Genomic DNA, 14516 nt, shown 5'->3' with positions numbered 1-14516 from the left:
AACTGGAGGTCCGAACCGGTGTCTGTTGAAAAAGACTCGGATGACTTGTGGATAGGGGTGAAAGGCCAATCAAACCTGGACATAGCTGGTTCTCCGCGAAATCTATTTAGGTAGAGCGTCCGACGAATTCCTTGGGGGTAGAGCACTGGATGGTTGCGGGCTGCGCGAGCGGTACCAATACTAACCAAACTCCGAATACCCAAGAGAACTATCGGGCAGACACACGGCGGGTGCTAACGTCCGTCGTGAAAAGGGAAACAACCCTAACCATCATCTAAGGCCCCCAAGTAACGGCTAAGTGGGAAACGATGTGGGATTGCTTTGACAATCAGGAGGTTGGCTTAGAAGCAGCCATCCTTTAAAGAAAGCGTAACAGCTCACTGATCAAGCGATCCTGCGCGGAAAATGTAACGGGGCTCAAGCCGTTCGCCGAAGATATGGGTTTGCAGTTTACTGCAAGCGGTAGCGGAGCGTTCCGTAGGCCGGTGAAGGTCAGGCGTGAGCCTGGCTGGAGGTATCGGAAGTGAGAATGCTGACATGAGTAACGATAGGAGTGTGAGAGACACTCCCGCCGAAAGACCAAGGGTTCCTGCGTAAAGCTAATCTGCGCAGGGTTAGTCGGCCCCTAAGGCGAGGCTGAAAAGCGTAGTCGATGGGAAGCAGGTAAATATTCCTGCACCAGCTGGAAGTGACGGATGGCATAACTTGTACGGGCTTATTGGATTGTCCGTGCAGGGGCGTTGTCCCTGGAAATAACTCCAGCAGAGACCGTACCCGAAACCGACACAGGTGGTCAGGTAGAGCATACCAAGGCGTTTGAGAGAACTGTGCTGAAGGAACTCGGCAAATTGCACGCGTAACTTCGGAATAAGCGTGACTCACCCTGCGCAAGCAGGACTGAGTGGCACAAGCCAGGGGGTAGCGACTGTTTAGCAAAAACACAGGGCTCTGCGAAGCAGCAATGCGACGTATAGGGTCTGACGCCTGCCCGGTGCCTGAAGGTTAAAGGGAGATGTGAAAGCGTCGAACTGAAGCCCAGGTAAACGGCGGCCGTAACTATAACGGTCCTAAGGTAGCGAAATTCCTTGTCGGGTAAGTTCCGACCTGCACGAATGGCGTAACGACTTCCCCACTGTCTCCAGCACAGGCTCAGTGAAATTGAATTCCCCGTGAAGATGCGGGGTTCCCGCGGTCAGACGGAAAGACCCTATGAACCTTTACTATAGCTTCGCCTTGGCGTTAGCGACCGTATGTGTAGGATAGGTGGGAGACTATGAAGCCGGGGCGCCAGCCTCGGTGGAGTCGTCCTTGAAATACCACCCTTACTGTCGTTGACGTCTAACCGAGGGCCGTTATCCGGTCCCGGGACATGGCGTGGTGGGTAGTTTGACTGGGGCGGTCGCCTCCCAAAGTGTAACGGAGGCGCGCGATGGTGAGCTCAGAGCGGTCGGAAATCGCTCGTCGAGTGCAATGGCATAAGCTCGCCTGACTGCGAGACTGACAAGTCGAGCAGAGACGAAAGTCGGCCATAGTGATCCGGTGGTCCCGCGTGGAAGGGCCATCGCTCAACGGATAAAAGGTACTCTAGGGATAACAGGCTGATTTTGCCCAAGAGTCCATATCGACGGCAAAGTTTGGCACCTCGATGTCGGCTCATCACATCCTGGGGCTGGAGCAGGTCCCAAGGGTATGGCTGTTCGCCATTTAAAGTGGTACGTGAGCTGGGTTCAGAACGTCGTGAGACAGTTTGGTCCCTATCTGCCGTGGGTGTTCGAAGCTTGAGAGGATCTGTCCCTAGTACGAGAGGACCGGGATGGACATACCTCTGGTGGACCTGTCGTGGCGCCAGCTGCGCAGCAGGGTAGCTAAGTATGGAATAGATAACCGCTGAAAGCATCTAAGCGGGAAACTAACCTCAAAACAAGGCTTCGCTGAGGATCGTGGAAGACTACCACGTTGATAGGCCAGGTGTGGAAGCGCGGCGACGCGTGTAGCTTACTGGTACTAATAATCCGATCGGTTTGATCGTTTCTCAGCAAAACTCATTCGATGATTGCTTCCTTGACCGAAGCAATCTCAGACAATGTCTTCTCTTCATTCCGCTGTCCGCCTCGTTGACCTGGTGGCTATGTCGGAGGTTCCCCACCCGATCCCATTCCGAACTCGGTCGTTAAGCCCTCCAGAGCCAATGGTACTTCGTCTTAAGGCGCGGGAGAGTAGGTCGCCGCCGGGTCTACCAGGCGGACAGCCGAATGAAGCGATTATCCTTGGCATACCGCGCTTCGCGCGACTTGAGGCCAGGCTCGAACCGTTCTTCCTCACGATCCTACCGTTCGCCGCGGGATGGAGCAGCCCGGTAGCTCGTCAGGCTCATAACCTGAAGGTCGCAGGTTCAAATCCTGCTCCCGCACCCAATGTCACCTCACTTTCCAAAGTGAGCCGAATATCAGAACCCCCGCCGGCAGCCGCCGCGGGGGTTTTACTTGTCTGGATTCCGTGCCGGAGAAAACGCGATAGCCCGGCGCACGAAACGTCCTTGGCCACCTTGTTGCAGGCCTGCAGGGAAGGTGCATTTCCGCGATCCGGCAGGTCAGGTGCGTCTTCACGCCGATCAGCACGCGGCGTCCTGACGTGAGGCCGACGCGGCGGCCAGGGTCGCCTATGGGAAATAAACATATAAGGATATCCTTATATCATTCTTGACTTCGCCGGCGCCTGTGGCAGGGTGGCGGCGTCGAGGTTCTGCGCGCGGCTTTCGGGCTGGGCGGAGCTAAGAGGGAAGCCGGTGGAACGCTTGCTGCGTTGATTCCGGCGCTGCCCCCGCAACTGTGAGCGGCGAGCCGAAGGTCCATCTCGTGTCACTGACGCCCCCGGGCGTTGGGAAGGCCGGACCGGAAGCCGTGACCCGCGAGCCAGGAGACCTGCCCCGACAGATAACGTCCTCCGGCGGGGTGTCGGTCAGGCCGCATGAGCGCCGGCACGGGACGATCCCGCGTGCGAGCGGTCGCGCGTTCCTGCCTGCTGTCTCGCCACAGCATCAACGGCAAAGAGCATGGCGAGCAGCGACTTCACCTTCACCCTCAAGCGCACCGCGCTGGACGAGAACTACGTTCCTGCCGAAAACACGCGGATCACGACCAACTTCGCCAATCTGGCCCGGGGCGAGAGCCGTCAGGAGAACCTGCGCAACACCCTCAGGATGATCGACAACCGCTTCAACTCGCTGGCGGCTCAGGACAATCCGAAGGGGGATCGCTATGCGGTCGAACTGCAGATCGTCTCCGTCGAGATGAGCGTCGCCCCGGGCGAGGGGACAGACAGCTTCCCGCTGATCGAAATCCTTCAGACGACCATCGTCGATCGACAGACCGGCGCGCGCATCGACGGGATCGTCGGCAACAACTTCTCCTCCTACGTCCGCGACTACGACTTCAGCGTGGTGCTGCCGGCGCACATGAAGGCCAATCCCGGCGCCTTCGCGCCGGCCGACTTCGGCGACCTGCACGGCAAGCTGTTCAAGCATTTCCTGAAGTCGGCCGCCTATCGGGACAATTTCGGCAAGCCGCCGGTCATCTGCCTGAGCGTGTCGAGCAACAAGACCTATCACCGGACCGGCGCCGAGCACCCCGTGCTGGGTATGGAATATGAGAACGACGCGTTCTCGCCGACCGATCAGTATTTCGCGAAGATGGGGATGAAGGTCCGCTATTTCATGCCCAAGGGCAGCGTGGCGCCGTTCGCCTTCTATCACATCGGCGACCTGACGGGCGATTACACCGATCTGGAGCTGGTCAGCACCATCGCCACGATGGAGACCTTCCAGAAGATCTATCGGCCCGAGATCTACAACGCCAACTCCCCGGCGACCGAGCAATATCAACCCAGCCTGAAGGCCCAGGACTATTCCTTGACCCGGATCGTCTATGACCGGGAGGAGCGCAGCCGGCTGGCCGTCGAACAGGGCCGGTTCGTCGAGGAGCGCTTCATCAAGCCCCACCGGGCCGTCCTGGACCAGTGGTCCGCCGACTTCGCCGCCTGATCCGTCCCGAATTCACGAGCCCGACGCATGACCAAACTCTTTCCCACCTCGACCGCCGGCAGCCTGCCCAAGCCCTCCTGGATCGCGACGCCGGAGGTGCTCTGGTCGCCCTGGAAGCTGGAAGGCGAGGATCTGGTCGCCGGCAAGCAGGACGCCCTGCGTCTGGCGGTCGACGATCAACAGAAGGCGGGCATCGACATCGTCGGCGACGGCGAACAGACCCGCCAGCATTTCGTGACGACCTTCATCGAGCACCTGGACGGCGTGGATTTCGAGAAGCGCGAGACGGTGCGCATCCGCAATCGCTACGACGCCAGCGTGCCGACGGTGGTCGGCGCCGTATCGCGCTCCAAGCCGGTCTTCGTCGAGGACGCCAGGTTCCTGCGGGCCCAGACCGACCAGCCGATCAAATGGACCCTGCCGGGGCCGATGACGATGATCGACACCCTCTATGACGCCCACTACCAGAGCCGCGAGAAGCTGGCCTGGGAGTTCGCCAGGATCCTGAACGAAGAGGCGCGGGAGCTGGAGGCCGCGGGGGTCGACATCGTCCAGTTCGACGAGCCGGCCTTCAACGTCTTCTTCGAAGAGGCCAACGACTGGGGGATCGCTGCGCTGGAGCGGGCGGCCGAGGGTCTTAAATGCGAAACCGCCGTCCACATCTGCTACGGCTACGGCATCAAGGCCAACACCGACTGGAAGAAGACCCTCGGCTCCGAATGGCGCCAGTATGAGGAGACCTTCCCCAACCTGCAGAAATCGAGCATCGATATCGTCTCGCTGGAATGCCACCACTCGAACGTGCCGATGGACCTGATCGAACTTATCCGGGGCAAGAAGGTCATGGTCGGCGCCATCGACGTGGCCTCGGACATCGTCGAAACGCCCGAGGAGGTCGCCGACACCCTGAGGAAGGCGCTCCAGTTCGTCGACGCGGACAAGCTCTATCCATCGACCAACTGCGGCATGACACCCCTGTCGCGCCGGGTCGCCAACGGCAAGCTGAAGGCCCTGGGCGCGGGCGCCGAAATCCTGCGGAAAGAACAGGCGGCCTGATCGGCATGACCGCGTTGCTGAACCGGCTGCGGCTGGACCCGTATATCCTCGCCATCATGGCCATGGTGGTCTTGGCGGCGGTGCTGCCCGCGCGCGGCGCCGGCAAGGACGTGCTGGACGTGGTGGTGCACGCCGCCATCGCGATCCTGTTCTTCATCTATGGCGCGAAGATTTCGCCGGCGGCGATCTGGGCGGGGATCACCCACTGGCGGCTGCAAGGCCTGGTCTTCGCCACGACCTTCGTCGTCTTCCCCGTGATCGGGCTGGGGATCGTCGCCCTGACGCGCGGTCATCTGGACGACGGCCTGGTCACCGGCCTGCTGTTCCTGTGTCTGTTGCCCTCGACGGTGCAGTCCTCGATCGCCTTCACCTCGATCGCGCGCGGCAACGTCCCGGCCGCGATCTGCTGCGCATCGGTGTCCAATCTGGCCGGGGTGGTGATCACGCCGGTGCTGGCCACGATGTTCCTCAGCGCCCAGTCCGGCGGCCTGTCGCTGGACGCCGTTCGCGACATCGCCTTGCAGATCCTGCTGCCGTTCGTGCTGGGTCAGGTCGCCAGGCCGATCGTCGGCGACTGGTTCACCCGGCAGAGGACGCTGACGATGCTGGTGGATCGCGGGTCGATCCTGCTGGTGGTCTATTCGGCCTTCAGCGCCGGGGTGGTGGCCGGGATCTGGAGCCAGGTCACGCCGCAAAGCCTGGCGCTGGTGGTCGTTCTGGACCTCCTGATGCTGGCGATCGTCCTGGTCTTCACGACCGCGGCCAGCCGCCTTCTGCGCTTCAGCGTCGAGGACGAGATCGCCATCGTCTTCTGCGGTTCGAAGAAGAGCATGGCCAGCGGCCTGCCGATGGCCAACATCATCTTTCCGGCCGCCACGGTGGGCCTGATCGTCCTGCCGCTGATGCTGTTCCACCAGATGCAGCTGATGGTCTGCGCCGCCCTGGCCCGGCGTTACAGCCGGCGGCCGGAAGAGGCGGTCCGGCCGGTCACGGCGCCCGCATGACGCGGCGCGCAACGAGGTCCCGCACATGACCCCCCTCAGCGACATCACCGAACAGACCGATCTGCGTCGGCTGTTCGGGCGGTTCCCGACCGGCGTCACCGCCCTGTGCGCCATGGATGACGATCAACCGCTCGGCATGACCGCCAGCGCCTTCGTCGCGGTCTCGCTCGATCCGCCCCTGGTGTCGGTGTGCGTCAAGCACGGCTCCTGGACCTGGCGGCGACTGCGTACGCGCGAACGCCTCGGCATTTCCTTTCTCGGCGACAGCCACGCCGTGGCGGCGCGCCAACTGGCGCAGCGCGGAGGCCTGGATTATGAGGCGGGGGCCAGCGGCGCCCTGTTTCTGGCGAGCGCGACGGCCTGGCTGGAATGCTCGATCGACAAGGAGATCGAGGCGGGCGACCACGACATCGTCCTCCTTCGGCTCCACCGGTCCGCCGCCGCCGACGGCGTGCTGCCGCTGATCTTCCATTCCAGCGATTTCCACACGATCACGCCGCTCCGACGAGCGAGCGCCGCCGCGGTGACGTCGTCGCCTCAGGCGTCCTGAACGCAGGGCGTCCGGGCGGTCGGCGGAGGCGATCCTGTCGCCTCCGCCTTGCGCCTCAGAACCGCGCGCGCAGGCCCAGGACGAAGTTGCGGCCGCGCAGCGGCGCCAGGGTGCTGATGAAGGAGGCGTGGTTCAGCGCCCGTTCGTCCAGCAGGTTGGTTCCGCGCACATAGACCTGGGCGCCGACCGGCCCCAGGTCGAAGTCGTAGGCCGCCGTGGCGTTGACCATGTCGTAGCCCGGCGTCGTCGTCTCATAGTCGGCGATCCGATCCTGTTCGAAGACGCGGATGTATTCCAGCGAGCCGGACCAGGGGCCCTGGACAAGATCGCCGCGGGCGCCGAGGCGGGCCGCCGGGATGCGGGGCAGGTCGCCGCCGTCATCCAACTCCGCCTGGACGTAGTCGCCGAACACGGTGGCCGACAGGCCCGGCGCGAAGCGATGGGTCGCTTCGCCCTCGACGCCGGTGAAGGTCGCGTCCGCCTGGGTGTACTGGATCAGGCGGAAGTCCTCGAACTGGTCCAGCGTGTCGGCGTAGATGTAGCCGTCATAGGCGTAGCGATAGGCGCTGGCGGCGAAGGTGGTGTCGCCGCGCGTCTTCTTGATCCCCAGTTCGGCCGAGACGACCGTTTCCTCGTCCAGATCGGCCGATCCCATCTCATAGGTGTTGGTCGCCAGGTGCACCCCCCGGCGTAGAGCTCCTGGACGTTCGGGGACCGCTGGGAGCGGGCGACCGACAGGGACAGGGCGTAGTCGGGCGCGAAACGCCAGCTGGCGCCGACCGAGGCGGAGAAGGGCTGGAAGTCGCGTTCCGGGTAGCGGCTGGCCGGCGTTCCGCCCGGAACGCGTGAGGTCTGCCATTCCTGCCTGAGCGCGCCCTCCAGGTTCCAGTCGCCCAGATCGTAGGTCTCCAGCAGAAACACGGCGGCCGTCTCGGTCTCGCTGGGCTGGACGAACGATTCCAGGCCGTCGGCGGCGAAGTCGCTGCGCGAGACCTGGCCGCCGATCACGCCGCGCAAGCCGGCGACGGGCGCGTGCTGCACCTCCAGGCGCGCGTCGTAGCCGGTGTTGGAGAAGGTGGTGGCGACCGTCCCGTCGTCGATCTCGTCGTGCTGGTAGTCGGTGTAGCCGCCGCGGAAACGGATGCGCTCCACGCCCGCGAAGGGATCGCGCAACTCGCCGCGTACGTCGACGCGTCGGCTCACCAGGTCGACGGTCGGCACGTGTTCGTGTTCATGCTCGTGGTCATGGTCGTGATCGTGGTCATGGTCGTCCTCGTCATGGTCATGGCCGCCGCAGTGCAGGCTGGAGCCGTGCGGATGGCAGTCCTCGTACTCATGACTGTGGCCCGGCAGTCCATATTCGCTGCGCTGTTCGGTGAAGGCCGCGCCCAGGTAGCCGCGCGAGCCGATCCACGACAGGCCCAGCGTGCCGGTGGACGAGCTATTGAACGAGCCGTCCAGCACGTCCTCGTCACCGTCCGGGATCTCGTAGTCGTCGGTGCTGCGCGTGGCGGCCTCGACCCGCACGGCGAAGCCGTTTCCGCCGGCGGTCAGGCCCGCGACCGCCGCCTCCTCGTTGTCGGCCGAGCCGAGACGCACCTCGGCGACCCCTTCGCCGCCGTTCGCCGGCACGGCAGTCGGCACCTTCTTGTCGATCAGGTTGACCGCGCCGCCGATGGCGCCGCCGCCATAGAGAAGGGCGCTGGGACCCCGCAGGATCTCCACCCGGTCCAGCAGCAGGGGCTCGCCGCCCACCGCGTGATCGGGCGACACCTCCGAGGCGTCCATCAGGGCCGAACCGTCCGTCAGCACCTTGACGCGCGGGGCGGTCTGGCCCCGGATCACGGGCCGGCTGGCGCCGCCGCCGAAGGTGTCGGAACTGACCCCCGGCAGGCCATTCAGCGTGTCGCCCAGGGTCGCCTCGCGGCGATGGACCAGGTCGTCGCCGGCCAGCACCGCGACGTTGGAGACGACGGCGTCGCGCGACCGTCCCAGGGGATCGGCGGTGACCACCACCTCCTGCAACTGCGGGACGCCCGGTCCGGACTGATAGGCTGTCTTGGCCTGAACGCCGGTGGCGACAGCGGCCGCTGCCGCGGCGGATAGAAGCATGGTCTTGGAACGCATTGTCGCACCCCCGTTTTCGAAAGAGGGCTTTTGGCTATGTTATACCGTATCGTTACTCAAGGGCGTGACCGAAGGAATGAGCCGATCTGGGATGGGGCAGGATGTCGCACGGGACCTTCAGGAAGAGATCTGGAGGGAGGTGCATCGCGCCTTCGCGCGGCGTCGGGACGAGGAGGGGCTGACCCAGGCCGAGCTGGCCCGTCGCATGGGTCTGCAGCGAGAGCGGGTGCACTACTGGCTGAGCCGGCCCGAGCACATGACGCTCAAGGCGGCGGCCCGCCTGCTGGCGGGCATGGACGCGCGGCTGGAGTGCCGCACGCGCGCGCTGGAGCCCGCTCGGCCGCCGTTCGAACAGGCCGCCTGAGCGGCATGGCCTCCGCGCTGTTCGGACATGTCGAGGCGCTGCAGGGACGCACGCCCTGGGGCGGCTTCCTGGACGCCGGCACGGGCGTGAACTCCAGCCTGTGGAGCACGGCGCTCAAGACCGAGCGCTGGGTCGGCGTGACCGGATCGGCCGGCCATGCGGCCCAGGTGCGGGATCGGGCCGGCGCGGCCCTACGCCCGCAGGACCGGTTGGTGGTCGGGAACTGGACCGACGAAGGACTGCTGGCCGGGGACCGGTTCGACACGGTCCTGGCCGACTATCTGCTGGGGGCGGTGGAGGGCTTTTCGCCCTATTTCCAGGCGCAGCTGTTCCGGCGGCTGAAGCCCCATGTCGGCGGCGTCCTCTATGTGGTCGGTCTGGACCCCTATGTCGTCGGCCCGGTCGACACCGAGGCCGATCGCATGGTGCGGGCCATTGGGCGGATGCGCGATGTCTGCCTGACGCTGGCCGATGAGACGCCCTATCGCGAATATCCGGCGGAATGGGCGGTCAACAGCCTGACGGAGGCGGGGTTCACGGTGACCTCGGCGCGACGGTTTCCCAACCGCTATCGGGAGTCCTGGGTGAACGGCCAACTCGACATGGCGCGGCGTCGCCTGCCCCGGATCGCCGACCAGGGCTTGGCGGAGCGGCTGGGCCAGTCGATCGAACGCCTGCGCGCCGAGGGCCTGACCCTGTGCCGGCGCGAGGACGGTCTTCGAAGCGGCGCCGACTGGGTGATCCGGGCGGCGGTGGCCTGAACCCGCCGCCCCTCCGGTTCAAGCGCCTGTTTGCGGCGGGCGCCATAGCCGATCAGTGGGCGTGGCTTCGCTTGCGCCAGTTGACGATATGGGCGCTGGCCAGGATCAGGCCGCCCGCGATCGTCATCGGCGTCTCGGCCTCGTGGCTCGGGAACTCGGCCGCGGCGAGAAACAGCAGCGCAACGCCCAGCGCGCCGGCCCCGATCAGGGACCAGTTCCGCCGGCCCTCCGCATCGGGCAGGCTCAGCACATAGGCGGCCAACGGTCCGGCCATGCCGGCGAACAGCCAGTGCACCCACGCCGCCTCGGCCAGGCGCCCGCCAGCGGAAACAGGCTGACCAACAGCGGCAGGGCCAGACAATGGATCATGCACAGTCCCGACAGGGTAACCCCCATCGCATCGCCCGCTCTTTGCATCGCCATGTGCCGCCTCTCCGTTTCTGTAGAAACGTTATATAATAACACATGAAGCTGAGGCCAGCCCCCAGGTCGTGAAATTGATGCGTCTGTGCGCCGCACGGTCGAGGGCAAGGGCGGCGTCTCTTGCGACGCCGCTCCCCCGTGTTCAGGCCTGAAGGTCCGGCCGGGCGGGCAGGGGCGTGACCCGCACCTCGACGCCTTCGGCCAGGGCGAAGCCGGCCCGGGTCAGGGCGGCGTGAAGCGCGTCCAGGGCGTCCGGAGCCTCGATCTGGCGGACGGCGCCGGCGCTGGCGTCGACCAGGGTGATGCGGCGCGCGGCGCCCTTCAGGCTGAAATAATGTCGGCGGCCGTCCCGCGCCGACAACTCCGCCACGCCGGCGTCGCGCAGCAGGTTCAGCGTGCGCGAGACCGTGGCGCGGGAAACGGGACCATGCCGGCGCGCGTCGAGCCACAGTTGCTCGGCGTGAACCGGCCGATCCGCGGCGGCGAAGGCCCGGAGCACGGCGGCGCGCTCCGGGTTCACCAGGTGACCGCGCGCCTTCAGCACGCCGGCCAGCCTCTCGGCCGAGGACGCCGTCATGCCGGCCTCAGCGGCGCGGCGTGATGCGCCAGACGGTGTTGGCGTCGTCCTGTTCGCCGCCCTTGGTCACCGCATAGATCACCCCCCGGCCGTCGGTCGCGACGTGATTGGCCTGGGGCGCGCCATCCAGACTGGCCAGCAGCCGGCCGTCCGCATCGACGACCGCGATCGTGCTGGAGCCGCGATTGGCCACGAAGGCCTGGCGGCTGACCGGATCGAAGACGACGTTCAGGGCGCCGGCGCCGACCGGCGTGTCGGCGACCACGGCGCCGGTCTCGCCGTCCAGGATCACCACATTGTCGGACCCCTGCGCGGCCACGAAGATCCGGCCGGTCCGGGGATCGTGCGACACGCCGATGGCGCTGCGGGCGCCGGGGACGGGCAGGACCTTCAGCACCGCGTCCGTGCGGGTGTCGATGACGGCGACCTCGTTGGTGCTGTTGCTGACGACATAGAGGCGGTGCGCCTCGGCGTTCAGCGACAGGCTGGCGGCCGAGAACCGCTCGCCGCGCACGGTCGAGGCGATGGCGATGCGGCGGGCGACCTCGGGCCGGGCGGTGTCGAAGACGACGACTTCCGGCTCGAAGGTGGCGCTGGCGTAGGCCTTGTTCAGGGCCTGGTCCACGACGACGTCGCGGGCGTGGTTGACCGTGCCCGGATCGAACTGGCGCACCAGGGACAGGTCGGACTGGCGATAGACCGCCACGGTGTTCTGGCGGCTCTGCGTCACCCAGACGGTGTCGTGCGCGTCGTCCACGCCGACGCCATACACCGCGAACAGGCCGCCGTCGGCGGGCGCGCCGTCGCGTCCGACGCGCGCCGGCGCCGGGGCCGGCGTCATGCGCGCCTCGATGGCCAGGGTGTCGGCGTCCATGCGCAGCAGCTCGGACTGGCGCACCGGCGGGCGGCCCACGGCCGAGGTGACGAAGATCGCGTCGTTCTTGGCGCTGTAGGCCGACTGATAGAGGCCGCGCGTCGCCGCGCCGCGCAGGATGTCGTAGCGGTCCTCGCCCGAGGCCGGGATGGCCGGCGACACCTTCAGCTCGGCCACGACGGCGGCGTAGGGGGCGGGCGACACGACCACCAGCGGGTGGACGCCCACGGCCGCGTCGGCGGGCAGGCGGAAGCGGGCCTCGAAGCCGCCCTCGGCGTCGGCGGTCAGGTCGGGCGTCAGGGGCGTGGTTCCGTGCAGCAGCCGCACGGTCTGGCCGGGCGCGAAGCCCTGGCCCGTGGCCGTCACTTCGGCGCCGGGCAGGATGGGCTGGCCCCGCGTCGCGGCGGCGAACCCGACCCGGCCCTCGAAGGTCTTGGCCGGCGCGGGAAAGGCCGCGGCCGACTGGGCCAGGGCGGAAGAGGCGGGCAGGGCGGCGCCCAGAAGCGCCAGGACGGCGGCGGAAGCGGCGATGTCGCGGATCATGGTCATGGTTCCTTCGGCCTGGATCAGAAGCGGGCGGTCAGACCGGCCCAGACACGGGCCTTGTCGTTGACGTAGCCGTATTCCTCGTAGGTCATCTCGTGGTTGAAGAGGTTCTGGATGCCCGCACGCAGCGTCACCTTGTCGTCGAGCCTGTAGGAGCCGCCGACGTCGACGGTGGTGTAGGCCGGGGCCAGGATGTTCGACCCGCTGGGCTGCACCGTCGATTGCAGTTCCTGGCCGTAGTAGATGGCGCGGATGAAGCCGCTGACCCGGGCGTGGCGCGGGCGGAAGGTCAGGGCGACGCTGCCCTGCGATTCCGGCGTCTGGTTCAGCGACGCCCCGGCCTGGGCGCCCGTCAGCTGTTCGGAATCGGTCAGGGTGCCGGTGGCCTTCAGCGTCATGCTGTCGGTGAGGCGGGCGTCCAGCGTCGCCTCAAGTCCCTGGATGCGCGCGTCGTCGATGTTGACGTAGGTCGTGGGCGGGCGGCCGATGGAGCTCAGCGGCTCGTCAACGCACCAGGCCTGGGCCTCCAGGCAGGTGACGCGCAGGATCTTGTCCTTGAAGTCGGTCTGGTAGGCCGTCAGCCCGATCTCGACGCGCGGCGAGACCGTATAGATGACGCTGCCCTCGTAGGTCAGCGAGGTCTCGGCCTCCAGGTCCGGGTTGCCGTAGATGGTGCCGCCCCGGCTGTTCTGGCCCCAGTCGGCCAGGGTCTGGCGGATGTCGGGCGCGCGAAAACCGGTCGAGACGCCGCCCTTGACGATCAGGCCGTCCGTGGGCTTCCACACGCCGTACAGGCGCGGCGAGACCTGCGAGCCATAGAGGTCGTGGTCATCCAGGCGCACGCCGGCGGTCAGGGCGAAGCGGGAGGTCAGGCTCCATTCGTCTTCGGCGAACAGGGCCCATTGGGTCCGGTCGGCCGCGTCGCGGACATTGCCGTCGACGGTCAGGCCGTTGCCGCTGGGCGCATACAGGTCGGCGAAGTTGTAGTAGGCCCCGATGTTCAGGATGTGCGCGCCGATCGGCACGATCCAGGCCGTCTGGGCGACCGTGTTCTTGATGTTGACGTCGGTTTCCTTGCGGGTCGCGTCCTCGAACTGGACGAAGGACTGGGACGTGGAGCGGCCCCAGACGCCCGAGTGGTTGATCGAATAGACGAAGCGCTCCTGGCTCTGGATCGATTTCGTGCCTTCCGGCGCGTCTTCGGTGATCTCGGTGGTGCGGCCCGCCGTCTGGATGGACTCCTGATCGTAGTAGGCGGCCTCGAACAGCAGGTCGTGGTTCGGGTTCAGGCTCCAGCCCAGCTTGGCGGACAGGCTGTCGTCCTTGCGCTCGGGCGAGGCGGTCAGGATGTCGTCCTCGGCGCGGCGGTTCATCGACGCCGACAGCTGCAGGCCCAGGGTGTCGGCGATCAGCGGCCCGCTGGCGTACACGCTGGCGTCGTAATAGTCGCCGTAGTCGCCGTCCGTCTGCGCCGTGCCGTTGACGCGGACGCTGCCGGTCCATTCGTCGCCGATGCGGCGGGTGATGACGTTGATCACCCCGCCCATCGCGTCGGAGCCGTAGAGGGACGACATCGGGCCGCGCACCACCTCGATGCGCTCGATCATCTCAACCGGCGGCAGCAGGCCGCTTTCGGCGATGTTGCCGCCGTTGGTGCGCGACTCGCGCGAGTTCAGGCGCTTCCCGTCCACCAGGATCAGGGTGTAGGCGCTGCCCAGGCCGCGGATGGAGATGTCGCGGCTGTTGCCCTCGCCAGGCGTCACGGTGACGCCGGGCACGTCCAGCAGCACGTCGGTGATCTGGGTGTAGGGGCTGCGCTCCAGGGTTTCGCGCGTGATGACGCTGATGGAGGCCGGCGCGTCCTTGACCTGCTGCTCGCGCCCGGCGGCGGTGACCACCACTTCCTCCAGTTCCGACGGCGCCGTGGCCTGGACCGTGTTCTGGACCGTGTTCTGGGCCCGGGCGCCCGAAGCGCACAGGGCGGTGGTGGCGAGAAGGACGGCGCTCAGGACACGCGGTCGGGTCGTGAAGACAGGCATGAAGCTCCCCTGGTGAAGACGGCGCGACAGCGTTCGACCTGCGTCGATCCGCCGCCGAGATCGGTCAGGCTCCGCCTTTGAAAGCGGAGCCGGGCGCATCTAATAGTCATTCGCAGAACGGGCCATGACGACCTCGGCATGAGGCTCATGCGCGCG

The 14516-nt window shown here is 66.2% G+C and carries 10 protein-coding genes, 1 tRNA gene, 2 rRNA genes, 2 pseudogenes and 1 riboswitch (1 of these 16 running past the window's edge); of the genes and pseudogenes, 9 read left to right on the top strand and 6 right to left on the bottom strand.

The window, feature by feature from the left end:
- From MU852_RS04685 to MU852_RS04655, 7 genes are all read left to right on the top strand, one after another.
- Window positions 1-2029: ribosomal RNA gene (locus MU852_RS04685) — 23S ribosomal RNA — on the top strand; it begins 750 nt to the left of the window's first position.
- 89 nt (window positions 2030-2118) lie between these two features.
- Window positions 2119-2233: ribosomal RNA gene (gene rrf, locus MU852_RS04680) — 5S ribosomal RNA — on the top strand.
- A gap of 104 nt (window positions 2234-2337) precedes the next feature.
- A tRNA-Met gene (locus MU852_RS04675) sits at window positions 2338-2414 on the top strand.
- Window positions 2415-2732: 318 nt separating this feature from the next.
- Window positions 2733-2943, top strand: a riboswitch (cobalamin riboswitch).
- Window positions 2944-3052: 109 nt separating this feature from the next.
- Window positions 3053-4039 carry a DUF1852 domain-containing protein gene (locus MU852_RS04670; RefSeq protein WP_249751223.1) on the top strand — a complete coding sequence of 329 codons (987 nt, stop codon included), beginning with the start codon at window positions 3053-3055 and terminating at the stop codon, window positions 4037-4039.
- Between the two features lie 27 nt (window positions 4040-4066).
- On the top strand, window positions 4067-5095 hold the full coding sequence (locus MU852_RS04665; RefSeq protein WP_249751222.1) for a methionine synthase: 1029 nt from the start codon (window positions 4067-4069) through the stop codon (window positions 5093-5095).
- Window positions 5096-5100: 5 nt separating this feature from the next.
- Window positions 5101-6099, top strand: a complete 999-nt coding sequence (locus MU852_RS04660; protein WP_249751221.1) for a bile acid:sodium symporter family protein — start codon at window positions 5101-5103, stop codon at window positions 6097-6099.
- A 25-nt stretch (window positions 6100-6124) separates the two neighbouring features.
- Complete coding sequence (locus MU852_RS04655; RefSeq protein ID WP_249751220.1) at window positions 6125-6649, top strand: flavin reductase family protein; 525 nt, start codon at window positions 6125-6127, stop codon at window positions 6647-6649.
- Between the two features lie 55 nt (window positions 6650-6704).
- Here the strand turns inward: MU852_RS04655 and MU852_RS17715 are convergent, their stop codons facing one another.
- Together MU852_RS17715 and MU852_RS04650 are read right to left on the bottom strand one after the other, a co-directional pair.
- The gene (locus tag MU852_RS17715; protein ID WP_347342340.1) at window positions 6705-7304 is read right to left on the bottom strand and encodes a TonB-dependent receptor domain-containing protein; all 600 of its coding nucleotides are present in this window, start codon (window positions 7302-7304) and stop codon (window positions 6705-6707) included.
- Window positions 7305-7390: 86 nt separating this feature from the next.
- Window positions 7391-8761, bottom strand: a pseudogene (locus MU852_RS04650) (TonB-dependent receptor domain-containing protein); the annotation flags it as partial.
- 106 nt (window positions 8762-8867) lie between these two features.
- Here MU852_RS04650 and MU852_RS04645 point away from each other — a divergent pair.
- Together MU852_RS04645 and MU852_RS04640 are read left to right on the top strand one after the other, a co-directional pair.
- Complete coding sequence (locus MU852_RS04645; protein ID WP_249751219.1) at window positions 8868-9140, top strand: helix-turn-helix domain-containing protein; 273 nt, start codon at window positions 8868-8870, stop codon at window positions 9138-9140.
- Between the two features lie 5 nt (window positions 9141-9145).
- The gene (locus MU852_RS04640; protein WP_249751218.1) at window positions 9146-9901 is read left to right on the top strand and encodes a class I SAM-dependent methyltransferase; all 756 of its coding nucleotides are present in this window, start codon (window positions 9146-9148) and stop codon (window positions 9899-9901) included.
- Between the two features lie 52 nt (window positions 9902-9953).
- Here MU852_RS04640 and MU852_RS04635 read toward each other — a convergent pair.
- From MU852_RS04635 to MU852_RS04620, 4 genes and pseudogenes are all read right to left on the bottom strand, one after another.
- Window positions 9954-10270, bottom strand: a pseudogene (locus MU852_RS04635) (MerC domain-containing protein).
- 196 nt (window positions 10271-10466) lie between these two features.
- Window positions 10467-10901: a transcriptional repressor gene (locus MU852_RS04630; RefSeq protein ID WP_249751217.1), complete on the bottom strand. Its 435-nt coding sequence runs from the start codon at window positions 10899-10901 to the stop codon at window positions 10467-10469.
- Window positions 10902-10908: 7 nt separating this feature from the next.
- A complete protein-coding gene (locus tag MU852_RS04625) occupies window positions 10909-12318 on the bottom strand; it encodes a YncE family protein (protein ID WP_249751216.1) in 1410 nt (469 codons plus the stop codon).
- Between the two features lie 23 nt (window positions 12319-12341).
- Entirely contained in the window at window positions 12342-14360 is a 2019-nt protein-coding gene (locus MU852_RS04620; protein ID WP_249751215.1) for a TonB-dependent receptor domain-containing protein, read from the bottom strand.
- Between the last annotated feature and the right edge of the window lie 156 nt (window positions 14361-14516).

This window comes from Brevundimonas albigilva, assembly GCF_023503965.1.
GTDB classification, from domain to species: domain Bacteria; phylum Pseudomonadota; class Alphaproteobacteria; order Caulobacterales; family Caulobacteraceae; genus Brevundimonas; species Brevundimonas albigilva.
Note: the sequence above shows the minus strand (reverse complement) of the source record. Positions and strands in the feature narration are given on the sequence as shown.

Coding starts and splice junctions, on each gene's coding strand:
- MU852_RS04625 (WP_249751216.1), bottom strand. CDS start 12,318: ATGATCCGCGACATCGCCGCTTCCGCCGCCGTCCTGGCGCTTCTGGGC.
- MU852_RS04655 (WP_249751220.1), top strand. CDS start 6,125: ATGACCCCCCTCAGCGACATCACCGAACAGACCGATCTGCGTCGGCTG.
- MU852_RS04645 (WP_249751219.1), top strand. CDS start 8,868: ATGGGGCAGGATGTCGCACGGGACCTTCAGGAAGAGATCTGGAGGGAG.
- MU852_RS17715 (WP_347342340.1), bottom strand. CDS start 7,304: ATGGGATCGGCCGATCTGGACGAGGAAACGGTCGTCTCGGCCGAACTG.
- MU852_RS04660 (WP_249751221.1), top strand. CDS start 5,101: ATGACCGCGTTGCTGAACCGGCTGCGGCTGGACCCGTATATCCTCGCC.
- MU852_RS04620 (WP_249751215.1), bottom strand. CDS start 14,360: ATGCCTGTCTTCACGACCCGACCGCGTGTCCTGAGCGCCGTCCTTCTC.
- MU852_RS04640 (WP_249751218.1), top strand. CDS start 9,146: ATGGCCTCCGCGCTGTTCGGACATGTCGAGGCGCTGCAGGGACGCACG.
- MU852_RS04665 (WP_249751222.1), top strand. CDS start 4,067: ATGACCAAACTCTTTCCCACCTCGACCGCCGGCAGCCTGCCCAAGCCC.
- MU852_RS04670 (WP_249751223.1), top strand. CDS start 3,053: ATGGCGAGCAGCGACTTCACCTTCACCCTCAAGCGCACCGCGCTGGAC.
- MU852_RS04630 (WP_249751217.1), bottom strand. CDS start 10,901: ATGACGGCGTCCTCGGCCGAGAGGCTGGCCGGCGTGCTGAAGGCGCGC.